Consider the following 17,277-nt stretch of genomic DNA (forward strand, 5'->3'; position numbering starts at 1 on the left):
CCCCACACGGCGCTGAGGGCGCTGCGCGCGGCGCGCCGCCCGTCGCGCGAGGCCCGCCGGATCCTGCGCTCCCCCGTCGCCGTTCCGGTCCTGTCGATCCGGGGCAGCGACGACGGGGCGTGGTCCCCCGTCGACCACGCGCACGACGCGACTTTCGTCGACGCCGCCCACTCCTGCGTGGTCGTCCGCGAGGCGGGGCACTTCCTGCCCGAGGAGGCGCCCTCACAGGTCGCACGGGCCATCGCCGCCCATCTCGACGAACTGTCAGACACGTGGGACTGTGATTAGACACCTCACAAAAAACGGCGGATAACCTTCGTGTTCTCTGTTCAATGGGGCATAATGGTGTGATACGCGGTACCTCGGAGTGATCGATGTTACGCACGGGGATGCCGCGTGAATCCCCTATCGGGCCCGACAACCGCCGGGCATGAGCAGAACGGAGATCCTCCGAGATGATCGGTGACGGAAACTTCATCAGCCAGGTCCCGCTCTTCGGCGGCCTTGACGACGCTCAGCAGGTGTCCCTCCAACAGAAAATGGGCCACACCACCCTGCGTCGCGGCGAGACCCTCTTCGACGAGGGCGACCTCGGCGACCGCCTGTACATCGTGACCGAGGGCAAGGTGAAACTCGGCCACACATCCAACGACGGACGCGAGTCCCTGCTGGCGGTGCTCGGCCCCGGCGAGATCATCGGCGAGCTCACCCTCTTCGACCCGGGGCCCCGGTCCACGACCGCGACCGCGGTGTCGCCGGCCTCGCTGCTGTTCCTGGAGCACGAGGACCTCATGCACGTCCTCGACACGAACCCGACGCTGGCCAAGCACATGCTCCGCGCCCTCGCCCAGCGCCTGCGCCGCACCAACGAGTCCCTGTCGGATCTGGTCTTCTCCGACGTGCCCGGCCGCGTCGCCAAAGCGCTGCTGGACCTGGCCGACCGCTTCGGGACGTCCACCGACAAGGGAGTGCACGTCCCCCACGACCTCACGCAGGAGGAGCTCGCCCAGCTGGTCGGCGCCTCGCGCGAGACCGTGAACAAGTCGCTGGCGGACTTCGTCTCCCGGGGCTGGATCCGCCTCGAGGGGCGCGCCGTGACCCTGCTCGACGTCGACCGCCTCGCCAGGCGCGCGCGCTGACCCGGACTGCCGCGGGCTGGATCCGGTCGCCGCGCACCGGACCCAGCCCGCCGCACACCCTCACCCATCGAGGCCCCCGCCCGCAGCGCGGAGCGCGCGACGGCGGCGGGGTTCCTTGCGCCCCTTCGCGCGGGCGCGGAGCGTCAGTTCTGAATCGGAGCGGGTTCTTGGACCGGGCGCTTGAGGTAGGCGACCAGCGAGTCCGACCCCGTCGGACCGGGAACGACCTGGACGAGCTCCCACCCGTCCGCGCCCCACTGGTCGAGTATTGCCTTCGTCGCGTGCGTGAGCAGCGGAATCGTCGAGTACTCCCATTTAGTCATGGGATCATCCTACAGCGGACTCCCCGCGCACCATCACGAGCACTTTGGGAACCTTGGGCAGCCTGATCTCCTGGGCCAGGGGGTCGTCGGAGTTGCGCAGCCAGTCGAGCCAGTCGTCGATGTCCGGGTAGTGGCGCAGCATCGCCCGGCGCTCGCGTTCTGTCAGCCCGCCCCACACGCCGTAGTTGGCCCCGGACTGCAGGGCGTCGGCGAGGCACTCGATCCGCACCTCGCACATGAGGCAGCGCTGGCGCACCTGCCGCTGCGAGGCGCCCTGGACGAAGAGCGCGTCGGGCTCGTACCCCGCGCACAGGGCGCGCGACACCCAGCTGTGGTCATCATCGTGCGTGCTCATCGCTCATCTCCAGGTCGCTCGACGCCGAGCTGCACCTGTGATACTACGCACAAGCTGGGGCCTCTGCAAATGTGAACGCTCACATCGGGCGCGCTGACGGATCGGGGCCGAAAAAGGGCGACCCGTCACCTTCTCCCCCACCGCAACCGCGGGGCACGTATCCTTGGAGCATGTCGCATTCGAACCCCCGCGCCGTCAGGCCCATGCAGTTGTTCGGACTCCTGCTCACCTTCGTGAGCGTCTCCGCGCTCATGGGCGTCGTCGGAGCCGGCATGCTGGTCCCCGTCGTCGGCCCCCTCGCGATCGTGACGAAGTCCGCCCCCACGGTCTTCAACGACATCCCCAGCGACATCCAGGTCGTCGAGCCCGCCGAGGAGTCCCAGCTCCTCGACGCGTCCGGCGGCGTCATCGCGCGCTTCTACGACAAGCAGCGCATCGTCGTGCCCTCGGCCAACATCGCCGATGTCATGAAGAAGGCGATCGTCGCGATCGAGGACAAGCGGTTCTACAACCACCACGGCGTCGACCCCACGGGCATGCTCCGCGCGCTCGTGTCGAACCTGGGCGAGTCGGGCACCCAGGGCGCCTCGACCATCACCCAGCAGTTCGTCCGCAACGCCCTCGCCGAGCGCGGCTACCTCGAGGGCGACGTCGACCAGGTGGCGGCGGCGACCGAGCAGACCACGGAGCGCAAACTCCGCGAGGCCAAGTACGCCCTCGCCATCGAGAAGGTCATGACGAAGGACGAGGTCCTCACCGGCTACCTGAACATCGCCCCCTTCGGGCCCATCACCTACGGCGTCGAGGCCGCCTCCCTCAGGTACTTCTCCAAGTCCGCCTCCGAGATCAACTACCTCGAGGCCTCACTGCTGGCCGGCCTGGTCCAGTCCCCCGTCCAGTACGACCCGCTGAGCCACCCCGAAGCCGCCCAGGACCGCCGCGACGTCATCCTGTCGGTCATGCTCAACCAGGGCGTCATCACCCAGGAGGAGTACGACAAGGGCATCGCCACGCCCCTGGCGGACATGCTCCACCCGACGGTCACCCCCGAGGGCTGCTCGGGCGCCGACGACTCGCGCGCCTACTTCTGCGACTACGTCCTCTCCCAGTTCCTGGAGGACACCACCTTCGGCGAGACCCGCGCCGACCGCGAGCACATGCTCAAGACCTCCGGAATCACCATCAGGACCACTTTGGAGCCCACCAACCAGGACGCCGCCTACTCGGCGCTCACGGCGGCGATCCCGGTCGGCGACGCGTCCGGGGTCAACGACGCGCTCGTGTCCCTGGACCCCAAGACCGGCAACATCGTCGCCATGGCCCAGAACACCACCTACGGCGTGGGCGCGGGGGAGACCATGTCGAACTACGCTGCCGACGGCAAGTTCCAGGTCGGATCGACGTTCAAGGTCTTCACCCTCATCGAGTGGTTCAAAGAGGGGCACAACGCCAATGAGACCGTCGGGTCGAACAACACGACCTACGGATCCAACGCCTTCAAGTGCAACGGCTCGCCCATCTACACCGACACCTACCCCGTCCAGGACCTCGAGGGCAAGACGGGCACCATGAACGTCGTGCGCGCCACCGGCCTGTCGGTGAACCAGGCGTTCGTGAACATGGCCAGCCGCGTCGACTTCTGCAAGATCTTCCAGAACGCCTACGACCTGGGGATCACCGAGGACGGCGAGGTCCCCACCGCCTACCCGGCGAACATCCTCGGCTCCTCCTCGGCCTCGCCCCTGCAGGTCGCCTCCGCCTTCGGGGCCATCGCGAACAGCGGCACCCAGTGCTCGCCCCAGTCCATCTCCTCCGTGTCCGACCGCGACGAGAACGTCCTCAAGCAGTACGAGCCCAGCTGCAAGAGCGTCCTGGAGCCCGACATCGCGAACAAGACGGCGTCGCTGCTCACCGCCTCGGCGGGGCAGTACTACACGTCGACGAAGCTCGCCGACGGGCGGCCCTACGCCGCGAAGTCGGGGACCACGGACTACAGCTCGAACACGTGGCTGACGGGCTTCACCTCCTCGCTGGTCACCTCCGCGTGGGTGGGCCACGGCGCGAACTCCTCCGCACCAGTGTGGGACACCACGATCAACGGGCGCTTCTACCACCAGATCTTCGGCGAGACCTTCGTGGGCCAGAACATCTGGGCGCCCTACATGTCCCAGGCGCTGGCGGGCACCCCGCGTTGAGCGGTGCGGTAGCGGATCCGGCCCCGTCCCGCGCGGACGCGCCCCTGGCCCGAGCGGCCGCCAGGACCGCGCGCGCCACTGCCGGAGCCGTGGGCGCGGTCGTGGTACCGGGGGCCGCCGCCCTCGCGTGGGGCCGCGTGGAGAGGCGCCTGCCCGTCGTCCGCCGCTTCGAGGTGCCCGTGGCCCGACCGGTCCCCGAGGTGACGATCCTGCAGATCTCCGACCTCCACCTCTTCCCCGGACAGGAGTTCCTCGTGGACTTCCTCCGGCGCGTCGCCGCCACGGAGCGCTTCGACGTGGTCGCCTCCACGGGCGACAACTTCGGCGGCCCCGACGGGGCGGATCTGGTGCGCGAGGCCTACGCGCCCTTCCTGGACCGCCCGGGCTTCTTCGTGCTCGGATCCAACGACTACTACTCCCCCGTGCGCAAGAACTGGGGCCGCTACCTGACGCGCTCGAAGGGCCCCCGCCCCCGCGTCGTCCCCGACCTGCCGTGGACGCCGATGACGCGCATGATGGCGGACGCGGGCTGGGTGGACCTGTCGAACAGGGCAGGGGACCTGGAGGTGCCCGGAGTGGGCGCCCTGTCCCTGCTGGGCACTGACGACGCCCACATCCACCGGGACCGCTACGTCGATCCCGCCCCGTCGTGGGAGCGCGAGGGCGTCCTGCGCCTCGGGGCCACCCACTCCCCCTACACGCGCGTCGTCTCAGCGCTCACGAGGCGGGGGGCGGACCTCATCGTGGCGGGCCACACCCACGGCGGCCAGATCGGCCTACCGGGTTTCGGCGCCCTGATCACGAACTGCGACATACCGCGCCGCTACGCGAAGGGCCTGTCCCAGTGGCACTCCCAGGGCCGCGCCTCGTGGCTGCACGTGAGCGCAGGACTGGGCACGTCGCGCTACGCGCGGGTCCGCGTCGCGACGAGGCCGGAGGTCTCGCTGCTGCACGTCTTCCCCGCGCGGGGGCGCCTGTGACCGATCGGGCAGCGCCACCCGGTCCGCTGGTTTTGGCGTAGGGCGGCCAGGGCCGTTATACTTATGCGGTCGCACGGGGTGTGGCGCAGCTTGGTAGCGCGCTTCGTTCGGGACGAAGAGGCCGTGGGTTCAAATCCCGCCACCCCGACTCGTGCGGGAGCCGCCGGGCCGTACGGCCCGGCGGCTCTGTCGTACCCATGGGCCCGGGCTCCCACGACGGGGCCGGGAAGACGACGCTGTTGAAGGCCCTGGCCGGGCTGCTGCCCATAGAGTCCGGCTCGTTCTCCATCGGTGGCGCAGCGGCAGTCGCCTACGCCGTTCGCGCTGAACTGGTGCCGAGCGTCGCCCTGGTGCCCTCGGCGCAGGTCCTCAGCCCCGCCGCCGCGCGCTTCGCAGGGCTCTGCCCGCGGCTCCTCGTGTACGCGGGCGGGCTCGTCGCGCTGATCGGCCTGCAGTCCGGTCGCCGCACAGCCAGGCGCCGGCCTGCGCGGCGCCAGCGCCGGCTCACGGCGATTCCGGTGCGCCGTCTCCTCCGATCAGCCACACTCCCCGCCACGCCCCGACCACGGCGTCGATGAGCGCGACGGCGAAGTCCTCGTAGCTGATGCCGTCATCCACGAACTCCCGCTCGCCCCCACCCGCTGCGATCCTGGCGTACCGCCCCCGGAAGGGGCCGTCCGGGTCGAAGCGGGGCGGCGGGATCAGGTAGGCCCACCGGCAGCCCCGTTCATACTGCTCCAGGTAGTCGCGCAGACGGGCGTGGCCGATCCCCCGGGGCAGGGTCGCGGCCGGGAAGCCCGGTGCCTGCCAGAACCGCCGCCCGCCGCCCACGCGCAGGGATCCGGCGCCGCCGACGTGGACGACGTGCAGGTCCCGGCTCGTGTCGCGCGCGGCGACGATCGACTGGTGGAGGCCGACCAGCGCCGTCGCGGCGATGTCCCCGCGCAGGCGGATCGCATTGATCACGGTGTCGACGCCCTCCAGCGCGGCGGACAGGCTCGCCTGGTCCTCGATATCGACGACGCGCGGGGCGTCGGCCCCTTCGGGCAACGGCGCGCCGGGGCCCGCACGGCGCACTGCGGCATACATAGTGGCGCCGTCGGGCCGGTGTTTGAGGACGGAGCGCCCGGTCCTCCCGGTTGCGCCGAGGACGAGGATGGTCTTCATGGGGATCAGTCCTTTCACTGTCTGCCCCTGGCGACGGGGCGGTTCGCCTCGTCGGCGGACCGTTGCGGGCGCGGGTCCACTGATCGCCGCGCGGGGCCCGCAGGAGCACTGAGCGCCGCCCAGGGCCCGCGAGTGCGCTGAGCGCCGCGCGGGGCAGCTGTCGGGCCGTGCCCGCACCCGTTTCCAACGGAATCGTTGGAACTGAGTGTAGTATCGTCCGGGGGAGGGAACAACCACTACGTTGGAGATTGAGAGCGGGGGCTTCCGTGGCCTGGGACGTAGAAGGCACCAAACGCAGGATCAAAGAGGCCGCGACGGCCGAGTTCGCGCGGTGCGGCCCCGACGGGACGACGGTCGAGAGGATCGCGAAGAAGGCCGGCGTCAACAAAGAACGCGTTTACAACTACTTCGGCGGGAAGAGGCAGTTGTTCGCGGCCGTCCTCCGCGACGAGCTGGCGACGGTCGCCCGGGCGGTTCCCGTTTCCTCGTTCGCGTTGGAGGACATCGGCGAGTACGCGGGGCGCGTCTACGACTACCACCGCGAACGGCCCGAGCTCATCCGCCTGCTGCGCTGGGAGGCGCTGGTGTTCGACGGCGAGGTGCCCGACGAGGACCTGCGCGGGTCCTTCTACCAACGCAAGACCGCCGCCGTCCTGCGCGGCCAGGAGGTGGGGGCGGTGACCGGTGACTTCGACGCCGCGCAGCTGATGGTGCTCGTGCTCTCGATCGCGGGCTGGTGGGCGGCTGTGCCCCAAGTCGCGCGGATGCTGTGCGGACCGCTCTCAGAGGAGGAGCACGCCAGGCGGAGGGCGGCCGTCGTCCGGGCGGCCCGCCGCCTGGCCGCACCAGGGCCCGGCGCCGCAGGACGGTAACCGGGCCTCCTGCTCCTGACGGCACGGGCCCGCAGCCTCCATTCAGCCCCCTCGCTGAGCGTCTCGGTGCCGGGGACCGCGATGCGCCCCATCTCCTCGGGCTCGAACTCCACCAGTCCGCCCCCGCGTGGGCCCTCCCCTGGAAGAGCGAGCCCCCCGAGCGCAGCCACTGGGCGAGCCCGTCCAGCACCACCGCGCCCATCTGCTGGCGCGGGTAGAGGCCGTGGGCGGTATTGATGTGCCGCGCGCCCGCGTTGTTGCGGACGAAGGCCGGGGGGCGCCGCGCCATGGAGGTCGCGAGGAGCGGTGCCGCGCAGCCACGCCTTCCACTCGGGTGCGACCTAGTGGTGCCCGATGTAGGGGGATTGCCGATGAACAGCGTGGTCCCCGCGATGACGGGCAGCCGGAGGCGCCGGTAGCCGCCTGTGGGCGCCCGGGCGAGCGGGCTGCTGGTAACGCCGTTCCACAGGGCACTGCGGGACGGGACGGGCGGGCAGGGGTTCAGTCGCGCGCCTGCGCCCTCCGGAAGAACATGGCGAGCAGCGCGCCGGACAGGTTGTGCCACACGGAGAAGACCGCGGCGGGCACGGCGGTCTCGGGCGTGGCCGGGAACTGGGTGGCGGCCAGGGTGGCGGCCATGCCCGAGTTCTGCATGCCGACCTCGATCGCGGTGGTGCGCGCAGCCTTCTCGCTGCCGCCCCCCAGGCGCCCGGCCAGGTAGCCGAAGAGGTAGCCGAGCAGGTTGTGGCAGACGACGACTCCGATGATGATCGCTCCGGAGGAGACGATCACGGAGACGGACTTGGAGACGACGACCAGCAGCACGTAGCAGATGCCGAGGACGGAGACCCACGGCAGCGCGGGCAGGATCCTCTCGACCAGGGCGTGGGCGAGGTAGCGTACCAGGAAGCCCCCGAGGACGGGCGCGAGCACCATGAGCAGGATGTTCATGGCCATGGCACCGCCATCGACCTCCATGCGGGAGCCGACCAGCCACGTGGTGAGCACGGGCGTCATGAGCGGCGCCAGCAGCGTCGAGATCGACGTCATGGTCACGGACAGGGCCACATCGGCCTTCGCCAGGTAGGAGATGACGTTCGAGGCGGTGCCGCCGGGGGCGCAGCCCACCAGTATGACGCCGACCGCGACGGCGTCGGGCAGGCGGAACACCCAGGCGAGGCCGAAGCCCACCAGGGGCATGATGACGTACTGGGCGGCGACGCCTACCAGTACGGGCAGCGGCCGGGTGACGACCAGGGCGAAGTCGGGGAGCGTGAGGGTCAAGCCCATGCCGAACATGATCACGCCCAGGGCCCAGTTGACGCCCGGAGCGAGCGGCAGGAAGGCCGAGGGGAGCACCATGGCGGCGATGAAGGCCGCGATGACGATGAGGGGGAAGACCGTGACCGCGATGCGCGCGCTGCGGTCCTCGCTGCTCATCGCGGCGGGGACGGCTGGGGCTTGCGGAGAATCGTGTGTTGGGGACATGCGACCATTCTTTTGCGATCGGCCGCCATCTACCCGCGCGTCTCACCTGGTGAGGGCACAAGTATTCCATCTCACAACGCATCCCGGTAGGATCGGTCCCATGAGCACATCGGACAGCGCGGGCGGCCCCGGGGCCCCGTCCTCCGTGCGCCAGGGCACGGCACCCGCCCCGAACGATACGTCCCCCCAGGCCCAGGGCACGGCCCCCGCCTCGTCGGCTCGGAGCGGCGCCCCCCACGGGGAACCACGGGAACCCCTGGGCTCCACGCGCCAGGCCACCCCATCAGGCTCCGCGCGCAAGGCCGCCTCGAGCTCTACGCGCCGGGCGGCCCCCTCGGGCGCCCGGGACAGGGGGCGGGGCGGCAAGGGCGGTCGGCGGCGCCCCTCCCGGTTGCGCGCCCTCGCCCGCAACGGGTGGATCCCCGACCAGCACGGCGCCTGGCCGATGACGGTGCTGCCCATTGTGATCGGCGCGGCGCTGGGAGGCCCGACGTGGGAGCACCTGGTGCTGGGCTTCGCGTGGACCACGGCTTTCGCGTGCTTCAACGCGGTGGAGCACTGGGTGAAGTCCCCCAAGCGGCGCAGGAGCGCCATCATCCGGGCGGTTGTGGCCTCCGGCGCTGTCACCGCGGCGTCCGGGGGCGCCTACCTGGCCTTCCGCCCCGCCCTGGCGTGGTGGGCGGTGGGGTTCGCGCCACTGGTCGGCGTCGCCCTGTGGGAGGTGCGGGCCGGGCGGGAGCGCTCGATCCCGGCGCGCCTTGCGACGATCGCCGCCTCCTCGCTCATGCTGCCCGTGGCGTTCTCAGTGTCGGCGTCGGGCGGCTTGCCCGGGTCGGTTCCGGCTCGCGTGTGGGTGGCCGCGGGTGTGCTCGGCGCGCAGTTCGCGGGCACCGTGCCGACAGTGCGCTCAATGGTGCGCGGGCGAGGCGACCGCCGGTGGGTGGTCGGCTCCGTGCTCTTCCACGCCCTGTGCACGGCGGCGGTGGCGGGCCTGGCGGCCGCTGGCCTCATCAGCGCCTGGGCCGTGCCCGTGTGGGTGGCGATGACGGTCCGCGCCTGGGCGATGCCCGCCTGGTCCGAGCGGCGCGCCCGCCCCCTCGCCCCGAAGACCATCGGCCCCCTCGAGTTCGTGTGGGTGGGGCTCCTGGCCATCGCCCTCGTCCTGCCATAGGCGCCCGGCGGGCGCGCCGGGGCGGAAAACGCGTATGGGGCAGGGACAGGCGCATTGGGGTAGGAACAGGCGCATTGGGGTAGGGAACCACCCATCGGGGCAGGCAATTTGCCTACCCCAATGCACCGTTTCCTGCCCCAATGACCGCCGCCCGCCCCACGATGGTGGGCAGGACCGGCACGAGGGACCGGCGCCTCCCCCGATGCCCCGCCGCCCACCCCGAAACGGGCGCAAATGCGCCCGCGCGAACCGAAAGCAAGGAGCCTCATCTGTCCCCCCTCTTCGCCGAGGCGCTGTCGATCACCTCCTTGATCCGCCATCTGGCAGAAATGCAGATCAAGCCGTTCACCACGTAGAGAAGGAAGCACATTGCCTTCACCAAAGGATTCGCCCCATCGTCCGGCGATAGTGCCGCCACCGTCAGTAGCACCGATTCGACAGTGAACGAAAAGGCGATGACCTCTTGGGACAGGTAGGCGTGCTTCATCCGATCGAACCCGTAGAAACTAGGGGGGTAGTCGCGGAACGACATATAGGTCGTTATAGAGAACGCTATAAACAGGATGAACACCACCGGCCAGGGGTAGGAGGCGTCGAATCCCTCCAGGGCGCGAAACCCCTCCACATGCGCCCCGGCGCCGGTGGACTCGTTCCACGCGAGATACCCGTTGAACTCGTGCGCTAAGAACTTAAGAACGACGAAGATGAACAGAATGACTCCCACGCCTATAGGGCGCGAGTGTATGCGGAAGAAAAAGATGCGCGCGCACTCCGCCATTCTCACATTCGAAACGAATGTCGACAGCAGGATATGCGGGCGCACCGAGTTCGGGTTGTTAGACAAAGCAAATCGAGTGCGCACGTGCGCGCGGTACACAGAATCGGCGCACAATTGAACAGGACTTTGCACGACAGCGCCTTGCCGGAGCGATTTCCAACACCTCAAGGCGCCTTCGTAGTGGTTGATCATCCTGCCGAACTCCCGCAGCGCGGCATCCCTATCGGGTTCCAGGCGCTCTGGGGCCCGCGCGCGGCTCTGCTCCAGATCAGGGGCGCGCTCGTCAGCCGGCAAGCCGTTGAAGCGCGACTCGTCCGCGACCCCGTGCCGCAACCAGCATTCCCTTCGCCTATAGCACCAATAGTTGATGTCAACGAGAGCCTCGAGGAACAGCTGGTCTTTCCGGGTGCGCCGGGACCGGATCCACAGCTTCTTCAAGCGGCTGTACGAGAAACCGTCGTCGGCGAGGTACTCCCCCACGCGCATCAGGTTGTCGACCTGACTGGTTTCGGTGGTCCTGTACCCGCGCACGTCCCTTTTCATAAACAAGCCGTAAAGAGTCCGGAGACCTCCTGATGCTCCAGAAACATCCGCGCCGCGTATTCTTCTGTTGAGAGGGCTGTGACAGTACCACAGAACGGACACGCAGTGCGGAATGGCAAAAGTCAGAAGTATCATGACGGCAAAAAGAAAAAGAACCACAACAGTAGTCACGTCAGCGCAACACCCCACCTCATCGTAGTTCCGCGCCCACGACTAGAGTCCGAGCGGCTTTCGGCAGAACAGCCTTTTTAATTATAGCGTTCTTATCAGCGGATTCGCAACCAGCTCTCCAAGCTGCAGATCCGTTTTGAGCGCCCAATGATGGGCACGAGGCTCTTTCAAGCGCCAATGGCAGCAGCAGTTCGCCAGAGGCGCCCGGCGCGGGGCCCGGGGCACGCCGGGCAGGGTACGCGCATTGGGGCAGGGAGCCACCGTCATCGGTTCGCGAAGCGGGCGCATGAGCCACAGAACCGCCCATTGGGGCAGGAACAGGCGCATTGGGGTAGGGAACCACCCATTGGGGCAGGCAATTTGCTTGCCCTGATAACCCGTTTCCTGCCCCGATGCCCGCTGCCCGCCCCACGATGGTGGGCAGGACCGGCACGAGGGACCGGCGCCTCCCCCGATGCCCCGCTGCCCGTCCCGAAACGGGCGCACCCCACGCCGAACAACGTGACGGCCCAGCAGTGCTCGATAACCTGGGCCCGGGGACCCGGCACCGGGAGCCGGGGCGCCCCGTCACCGGGCCGCGGGCGTCCGCCCGCCCGCGGCCGCCAGGAGCGCGTCGTTCTGCTCCGGCGTTCCCACAGTGACGCGCACCCCCTCGGGGAAGGGCCGCACGACCAACCCGGCGGCGGCGCACGCCTCGACGAAACCGGCGCCCTCGCCCTTGAGGAAGTAGAAGTTCGCCTGCGAGTCGGGCACGTCGTAGCCCATCCGGCGCAGCAGTGGGACGATCCTGTCGCGCTCGCACGTGATGGCCCGCACCGCCTCGCGCGCAGGGGCGCCGTCGCGCAGGGAGGCCAGGGCGGCCGCCTGGGCGGGGCCGCTGACCCCGAAGGGGACCAGCAGCGCCTGGACCGCGTCGATGAGCCCCGCGTCGCCCAGCCCGTAGCCGATGCGCAGGCCGGCCAGGGCGTGCGCCTTGGAGAAGGTCCGCATGACGAGGACGTTGGAGTGGGCGCCGATCAGGTCCGTGCACGGCGCGATGGCCGGGTCCGTCGCGAAATCGATGTACGCCTCGTCGATGATGACCAGGACGGAGGGCGGCACGCGCTCCACCATGGCCACGATGTCGCTGGCCGGGCAGGCCACGCCCGTCGGGTTGTTCGGCGAACAGACGATGATGGCCCGGGTCGCGGGCGTGACCGCGTCGGCCAGGGCGCCCAGGTCGGGGCCGGAGTCGGGGGCCAACGGCACCGGGACGGGGCTGGCGTGGACCGTCGGGGCGGCGATCGGATAGGACTCGAAGGACCGCCACGGGAAGACGACCTCGCTGCCGGGCGCGCACACGGCGGACAGGGCCGCGACGAGGACCGCCGAGGAGCCCGTGCCGACGCACACCTGCCCGGCGGACAGGCCGAGGGCGCGGGCCAGCTCCTCGCGCACGGGGGCGGCAGTGAGGTCCGGGTAGCGGTTCGCCTCCCCCAGCGCCGCTGCGGCGGCCTCCACGACGCGCTGGTCGGGCGGCCAGGGCATCTCGTTGGAGGAGATCTTCTGTGCGCCTTGCAGTGCCTTGCCGGGGATGTAGCGGGGCAGCGCGAGCACTTCGGGGCGGATCGGCAGAGTCGTCATACGCCAGTCCTACCGCATCGCACGCCGTCGTGCACGCCCCGTCCCGGTGTGCAAGAGTGGGCCCATGGAATTCGTACTCCGACTCATCGCGACGATGGCGGGCCTGTGGGTCTCGATCCGCCTGGTGCCGTCGCTGGAGATCGCCGAGACCGCCTCCATGACCGAGTCGCTGCTGGTGCTGGCGGCCATCGCCCTGGTGTTCACGGTGGTGAACTCCCTGGTCAAACCACTGGTGAGCTTCCTGGCCTTCCCCCTCTACGTACTCACTTTCGGACTGTTCGCGATCGTGGTGAACTCCGCGATGTTCGCGCTGACGGGGTGGCTGTCGACGTCCCTGGGCTTCCCCTTCCGCACGGGCGGCTTCTGGTCGTGCTTCTTCGGCGCAGTCATCACGGCGGTCGTGTCGTCGCTGGTCGTCGCGGTCCTCGACTCGGACAACCGCTGACGCGCCTCACAGATCCGGCGGCTCGCACACGCGCCTGGTCGTGTAGGAGTGGACCGTGGTCCGAGTGGTGCTGTTGAGCCCGAGGGCCCGGTTCCTCCTCTCCTCGTAGGACGCGATGGGCCCCTGAGCGGACTCGCCGTTGTTCAGGGAGTACTCGAGTTGGTCGCCGTAGCCGCTCGCGTCGTGGGCGCTGGAGCGCTCGATCCCCAACTGCCGGTCGTAGGCGGCATCGTGGTAGGTGGCTGTTGTCACGTTCTCCATGAGTTGGTTGGGCGAGAGGTCGAGGCCGGGCACGATGTCGCGGTCGTTCTCCAGGGCCAGGACCGGGGTGCCCCTGGGCGCGTGCCCCGCTATCGGCGAGCCCGCGGTGGTGACGTTGGCGATCGCGTACTTGCTGGCGAAAGCCGCGTCGCAGGCGAGCTGGGCGGCGATGATCCCGCCCTGGGAGTGCCCGACGAGTTCGACGGCCTCCCCCTGGCCGATGCCCGCCATCTCCATCGCCGCCTTCACGGCGTCGAGCTGCTCGGACCGCAGCCCGCCCACCGCCTGGAGGTTCGTCTGGAGGTCCTGGGGGTTGCTCGAAACCGGGTCCCAGTTCTGCGTCCCCTGCAGGACCACGGTCCACGAGCGCACCTCCCTGCCGTCGACGACGCTCACGTGCTCCTCGATGACGACGCGCCCGGCGTCCTCGTCCCGGGAGATCCCATCGAGGGAGCGCAGCACGTCGGCGCTGGAGCGCGCCCCGTCCGGCACGTCGTACTCGTGCGCGGCGCTCCCCAGGGCGGCGGCAGTCGCGGCGGCGCGCTCCGCCGTACGGTCCTGCGGCTGCCCCGCCCCCCATTGGTTGGCTGTGAAAGCGTGGTTCCCCGCCTCATCGGCGACCACGACGCCGTAGTTGCCCGTGGTGACGGACCCGCCGAACTTCCCAGCGGCGCCCGCCAGGCCCCGGGCGGACGCGGCGCCGACCCACCTGCATCGAGCTTCCGAATCAGCGGCGGCGTAGTACTCGGCGCTGGACTCCATCGCCTGGCGCATATCGTTGAGAGTCCCGATCACCGCGCGGCTCTGGGCGTCCGCCTGGTCGATGAACGCCATGACCGAGGCGGCCGTGGCCGGGCGCTCGGCGCTCATGGCCTCCGCCACGTGGTGGGCGTGCTCCAGCGTGCGCCACACAGCGCCGATGCCCGTGGACAAGCCGGCCAGGACGTTGCGCGCCGCCAGCATGTCGTCCGTGTTGACGGTGAGGGCGCCCACCACCACCTGCGGCTCGAGGGACCGGGGGTCGTCCGGGTCCACGCGGTGCACGGGGCTCATCGCGCGCCCCCGAAACCGCCCAGCTGCCGGTCGGTCGTCGACGGGGGCGCCCACTGCGCCTCGCACCTGGCGGCGTCCATCGCCTGCGAGATGGTGCCGCTCAGCCACATCAGATCGGCCCCCACGCGGGTGACCTTCCCCGAGTAGAGTGAGGCCGCACCGCCCCGCCATCCCGGTGGCACCGCCGAGTGCAGTTGAGTGCGCGCGTCCTCGACACCCGACAGCGCCTGGCACAGGATCGCGTCGAGGTCCTCCCTGTTCGCGGCATCCATGGTCCTCCTCCTCTTCCGGCCCCCTCCGGGGCCACGGCTCCGACGGTAGGGGCACGGACACGCGGGGCGCACACCGCGGGGCCGCCCCTGTGGATGGGCGCAGGGTTCCCCCGTCCCCTGTGGACGCGCGCATCCAAGCGGCTCTCGACGACTTCGCGAGATCGGGCGCCCCGCTGGCCTGTGGGAACTCGGCCCCTCGGAGGGGCGACCCGCGCGGGCACTGCGGCCACCGGGGGCCGCAGTCTGGGATGATGGGGGCATGAGCGCCGATCAGAACACGCTGTTCTCCCCCTCCCACGGATACCAGGACCTCGCGGCCGGGGGCGAGCCCCTCTCCCCGCTCGACGGGCGCTACCGGGCAGCGGTGTCGCCACTGGCGAACCACCTCAGCGAGGCGGGCCTGAACCGCGCGCGCACGCACGTCGAGGTCGAGTGGCTCGTCCACCTGCTCGACGGGCGCGTCCTGCCCGGCGCCCCCTCGCTCACCGACGCCGAACGCGACTACCTGCGGGCCCTGCCCCTCTCCTTCGGCCGGCCCCAGATCAAACGGCTCGCCCAGCTCGAGGCCGTCACCCGCCACGACGTGAAGGCCGTCGAGTACCTGATCGGCGAGCACTTGGCGGCGGCGCCAGCGGCGCTCGGCGAGGGCACGAGCCTGCCCGGCCTGCGCGAGGCCGTCCACATCTTCTGCACGTCGGAGGACATCAACAACCTCGCCTACGCCCTCACCATCAAGGCCGCGACCGAGCAGGTGTGGCTGCCCGCGGCCCGGGCCCTCCACGGGCGCCTCGTCGCCCTGGCCCGCGCGGGCGCCGACGTCCCCATGCTGGCGCACACGCACGGCCAACCCGCCACGCCCGTGACCATGGGCAAGGAGATGGCGGTGTTCGCCCACCGCTTCGGCCGCCAGATCGCGCGCGTCGCGGCCACCGAGTACCTGGGGAAGATCAACGGCGCCACCGGCACGTGGGCCGCCCACGTCGTGGGGGCGCCCGGGGCCGACTGGCCGTCCGTCTCCCGCTCCTTCGTGGAGGGCCTGGGCCTGGCGTGGAACCCGCTGACCACCCAGATCGAGTCCCACGACTGGCAGGCCGAGCTCTACGCCGACATGGCTCGCGCGGGGCGCGTCGCCCACAACCTGGCAACCGACTGCTGGACGTACATCTCGATGGGCTACTTCCACCAGAACCTCGCGGCGCAGGGGTCCACCGGCTCGTCGACGATGCCGCACAAGGTCAATCCGATCCGCTTCGAGAACGCCGAGGCGAACCTGGAGGTGTCGGCGGCGCTCCTGGACTCCCTGGCCGCGACCCTGGTCACCAGCCGCATGCAGCGCGACCTCACCGACTCCACGACCCAGCGCAACATCGGCGTCGCCATCGGGCACGCGGTCCTGGCCTACGACAACCTGGTGCGCGGCCTCGACGGCGTCGACATGGACGCCGACCGCATGGCCGCCGACCTCGACGCCAACTGGGCGGTCCTGGGCGAGGCGGTGCAGCAGGCGATGCGCGCCGCCGCAGTCGGCGGGGCGACGGGCATGGCGAACCCCTACGAGCGCCTCAAGGAGCTCACGCGCGGCCACGAGGTGGGGGCCGCCGAGATGCGGGACTTCATCGCCGGACTGGGGTTGCCCGCGGAGGTGGAGGAGCGCCTGCTCGCGCTCACGCCCGCGGCCTACGTGGGCCTGTCCTCCCGCCTGGCGCGCTGGGAGCACTGAGGGGCGGGGCCGGTCGCCGCAGCGGTGCCTCCGCTTCCGCAGCGCGACCCCGGTAGACGCCCCGGTAGACGCGCCCGGCCCCGGGCCGGTCCTCGCAGCAACGCCTCACTTCGCAAGCGATACCACACTCCGCAAGTGTGATAACGCTTGCGAAGTAGGGGTTTCCCTTTGAGAACTCCGCTTCGCTTTCACAACTCCCCGGCCAGGGTCACGGCCTCCAGGCGGGGTCCGAGGCGGGGGCGCCGTAGCGGGCGAAGAGCTCGTCGGGCCGCGCGATCTCGTCGGCGAAACCGATCGTCGTCATATCCGCCAGGCACTCGGACTGGGCGCCGGGCTCCTCCAGTTCCCCGCCGGTGGACTGCAGGACGCGGGCGCGCACGTTGACGGGCGCCATCTCGGGGTTGTCCCACAGCGCGCGGGTCACCCGGTCGAGCATCGGGACGGCCCCGCCGTCCCCGTCGGCGACGATGATGTCGGCGCTGACCAGGCTCGGCCGCCCGAAGCCCTCGCCGACCTCGACGAGGACGCGGGCAGCACCGCCGCGGGCGCCCTTGCGCTTCCCGCCGCCCGGTCCCGCCCCGCTGACTGGCAGGGGGGCGCTGCCCGGCCGCGGCCCCTTGGCGGTGCGTGATCTGCGCCCTCGGTGCGCGCCTCCCCCCGGGGACGGACCAGCAGCCACTGGGGACGGCCCAGAAGTCCCCGGCTGCGCGCCTCCGCCCGC

16 protein-coding genes, 1 tRNA gene and 1 pseudogene are annotated in these 17,277 nt (G+C 70.4%); 9 read left to right on the plus strand and 9 right to left on the minus strand.

Annotation, left to right across the window (positions count from 1 at the left end; genetic code table 11):
* Positions 1 to 288, plus strand: a 288-nt coding sequence (locus BH719_RS10105) for an alpha/beta fold hydrolase (RefSeq protein WP_009743901.1), incomplete at its 5' end; no start/stop codon positions are given.
* A gap of 167 nt (positions 289 to 455) precedes the next feature.
* The gene (locus BH719_RS05955; protein WP_005871971.1) at positions 456 to 1,139 is read left to right on the plus strand and encodes a Crp/Fnr family transcriptional regulator; all 684 of its coding nucleotides are present in this window, start codon (positions 456 to 458) and stop codon (positions 1,137 to 1,139) included.
* A 143-nt stretch (positions 1,140 to 1,282) separates the two neighbouring features.
* Here BH719_RS05955 and sp36 read toward each other — a convergent pair whose 3' ends face one another.
* Positions 1,283 to 1,462: a Sp36 family protein gene (sp36, locus tag BH719_RS05960; RefSeq protein WP_009743902.1), complete on the minus strand. Its 180-nt coding sequence runs from the start codon at positions 1,460 to 1,462 to the stop codon at positions 1,283 to 1,285.
* Positions 1,463 to 1,466: 4 nt separating this feature from the next.
* Positions 1,467 to 1,817, minus strand: coding sequence for a WhiB family transcriptional regulator (locus BH719_RS05965; protein ID WP_009743903.1), 351 nt, complete (start codon positions 1,815 to 1,817; stop codon positions 1,467 to 1,469).
* Positions 1,818 to 1,987: 170 nt separating this feature from the next.
* On the opposite strand from BH719_RS05965, the gene BH719_RS05970 reads away from it, so the two are divergent.
* The 3 genes from BH719_RS05970 to BH719_RS05980 all read left to right on the plus strand — a co-directional run bounded on the left by BH719_RS05970 (position 1,988) and on the right by BH719_RS05980 (position 5,140).
* Complete coding sequence (locus BH719_RS05970; protein ID WP_034220146.1) at positions 1,988 to 4,012, plus strand: transglycosylase domain-containing protein; 2,025 nt, start codon at positions 1,988 to 1,990, stop codon at positions 4,010 to 4,012.
* Between the two features lie 89 nt (positions 4,013 to 4,101).
* On the plus strand, positions 4,102 to 4,992 hold the full coding sequence (locus BH719_RS05975; protein ID WP_009743905.1) for a metallophosphoesterase: 891 nt from the start codon (positions 4,102 to 4,104) through the stop codon (positions 4,990 to 4,992).
* Between the two features lie 74 nt (positions 4,993 to 5,066).
* Positions 5,067 to 5,140, plus strand: a tRNA-Pro gene (locus BH719_RS05980).
* 356 nt (positions 5,141 to 5,496) lie between these two features.
* Here BH719_RS05980 and BH719_RS05985 read toward each other — a convergent pair.
* Positions 5,497 to 6,177 carry an NAD(P)-dependent oxidoreductase gene (locus tag BH719_RS05985; RefSeq protein ID WP_245683264.1) on the minus strand — a complete coding sequence of 227 codons (681 nt, stop codon included), beginning with the start codon at positions 6,175 to 6,177 and terminating at the stop codon, positions 5,497 to 5,499.
* A gap of 248 nt (positions 6,178 to 6,425) precedes the next feature.
* On the opposite strand from BH719_RS05985, the gene BH719_RS05990 reads away from it, so the two are divergent.
* The gene (locus tag BH719_RS05990) at positions 6,426 to 7,031 is read left to right on the plus strand and encodes a TetR/AcrR family transcriptional regulator (RefSeq protein WP_009743907.1); all 606 of its coding nucleotides are present in this window, start codon (positions 6,426 to 6,428) and stop codon (positions 7,029 to 7,031) included.
* Positions 7,032 to 7,532: 501 nt separating this feature from the next.
* Here the strand turns inward: BH719_RS05990 and BH719_RS05995 are convergent.
* Positions 7,533 to 8,519, minus strand: a complete 987-nt coding sequence (locus tag BH719_RS05995; protein ID WP_034255310.1) for a bile acid:sodium symporter family protein — start codon at positions 8,517 to 8,519, stop codon at positions 7,533 to 7,535.
* A 100-nt stretch (positions 8,520 to 8,619) separates the two neighbouring features.
* Between BH719_RS05995 and BH719_RS06000 the strand changes: the two genes are divergently transcribed.
* On the plus strand, positions 8,620 to 9,690 hold the full coding sequence (locus BH719_RS06000; protein ID WP_245683265.1) for a YwiC-like family protein: 1,071 nt from the start codon (positions 8,620 to 8,622) through the stop codon (positions 9,688 to 9,690).
* A gap of 265 nt (positions 9,691 to 9,955) precedes the next feature.
* On the opposite strand, the gene BH719_RS06005 is transcribed toward BH719_RS06000, so the two are convergent.
* Both BH719_RS06005 and BH719_RS06010 read right to left on the minus strand, forming a co-directional pair.
* Positions 9,956 to 10,999 carry a hypothetical protein gene (locus BH719_RS06005; protein WP_245683266.1) on the minus strand — a complete coding sequence of 348 codons (1,044 nt, stop codon included), beginning with the start codon at positions 10,997 to 10,999 and terminating at the stop codon, positions 9,956 to 9,958.
* A 750-nt stretch (positions 11,000 to 11,749) separates the two neighbouring features.
* Complete coding sequence (locus tag BH719_RS06010; protein WP_009743912.1) at positions 11,750 to 12,805, minus strand: histidinol-phosphate transaminase; 1,056 nt, start codon at positions 12,803 to 12,805, stop codon at positions 11,750 to 11,752.
* A 64-nt stretch (positions 12,806 to 12,869) separates the two neighbouring features.
* On the opposite strand from BH719_RS06010, the gene BH719_RS06015 reads away from it, so the two are divergent.
* Complete coding sequence (locus BH719_RS06015; RefSeq protein WP_009743913.1) at positions 12,870 to 13,250, plus strand: phage holin family protein; 381 nt, start codon at positions 12,870 to 12,872, stop codon at positions 13,248 to 13,250.
* A gap of 6 nt (positions 13,251 to 13,256) precedes the next feature.
* On the opposite strand, the gene BH719_RS06020 is transcribed toward BH719_RS06015, so the two are convergent.
* Together BH719_RS06020 and BH719_RS06025 are read right to left on the minus strand one after the other, a co-directional pair.
* Positions 13,257 to 14,564: a lipase family protein gene (locus BH719_RS06020; protein ID WP_009743914.1), complete on the minus strand. Its 1,308-nt coding sequence runs from the start codon at positions 14,562 to 14,564 to the stop codon at positions 13,257 to 13,259.
* Positions 14,561 to 14,836 carry a hypothetical protein gene (locus tag BH719_RS06025; RefSeq protein ID WP_009743915.1) on the minus strand — a complete coding sequence of 92 codons (276 nt, stop codon included), beginning with the start codon at positions 14,834 to 14,836 and terminating at the stop codon, positions 14,561 to 14,563. The genes BH719_RS06020 and BH719_RS06025 overlap by 4 nt, the downstream gene beginning before the upstream one ends.
* Positions 14,837 to 15,095: 259 nt before the next feature.
* Here BH719_RS06025 and purB point away from each other — a divergent pair, with 259 nt between their 5' ends.
* The gene (purB, locus tag BH719_RS06030; protein ID WP_009743916.1) at positions 15,096 to 16,556 is read left to right on the plus strand and encodes an adenylosuccinate lyase; all 1,461 of its coding nucleotides are present in this window, start codon (positions 15,096 to 15,098) and stop codon (positions 16,554 to 16,556) included.
* Positions 16,557 to 16,764: 208 nt separating this feature from the next.
* On the opposite strand, the pseudogene BH719_RS06035 reads toward purB, so the two are convergent.
* A pseudogene (locus BH719_RS06035) lies at positions 16,765 to 17,277 on the minus strand (pyridine nucleotide-disulfide oxidoreductase); the annotation flags it as partial.

Origin of the sequence: Pauljensenia hongkongensis, from assembly GCF_001746855.1 — a bacterium.
In the GTDB taxonomy this organism is placed as follows: Bacteria; Actinomycetota; Actinomycetes; order Actinomycetales; family Actinomycetaceae; genus Pauljensenia; species Pauljensenia hongkongensis.

Coding starts and splice junctions, on each gene's coding strand:
- BH719_RS05955 (WP_005871971.1), top strand. CDS start 456: ATGATCGGTGACGGAAACTTCATCAGCCAGGTCCCGCTCTTCGGCGGC.
- sp36 (WP_009743902.1), bottom strand. CDS start 1,462: ATGACTAAATGGGAGTACTCGACGATTCCGCTGCTCACGCACGCGACG.
- BH719_RS05965 (WP_009743903.1), bottom strand. CDS start 1,817: ATGAGCACGCACGATGATGACCACAGCTGGGTGTCGCGCGCCCTGTGC.
- BH719_RS05970 (WP_034220146.1), top strand. CDS start 1,988: ATGTCGCATTCGAACCCCCGCGCCGTCAGGCCCATGCAGTTGTTCGGA.
- BH719_RS05995 (WP_034255310.1), bottom strand. CDS start 8,519: ATGTCCCCAACACACGATTCTCCGCAAGCCCCAGCCGTCCCCGCCGCG.
- BH719_RS06000 (WP_245683265.1), top strand. CDS start 8,620: ATGAGCACATCGGACAGCGCGGGCGGCCCCGGGGCCCCGTCCTCCGTG.
- BH719_RS06010 (WP_009743912.1), bottom strand. CDS start 12,805: ATGACGACTCTGCCGATCCGCCCCGAAGTGCTCGCGCTGCCCCGCTAC.
- BH719_RS06015 (WP_009743913.1), top strand. CDS start 12,870: ATGGAATTCGTACTCCGACTCATCGCGACGATGGCGGGCCTGTGGGTC.
- BH719_RS06020 (WP_009743914.1), bottom strand. CDS start 14,564: ATGAGCCCCGTGCACCGCGTGGACCCGGACGACCCCCGGTCCCTCGAG.
- BH719_RS06025 (WP_009743915.1), bottom strand. CDS start 14,836: ATGGATGCCGCGAACAGGGAGGACCTCGACGCGATCCTGTGCCAGGCG.
- purB (WP_009743916.1), top strand. CDS start 15,096: ATGAGCGCCGATCAGAACACGCTGTTCTCCCCCTCCCACGGATACCAG.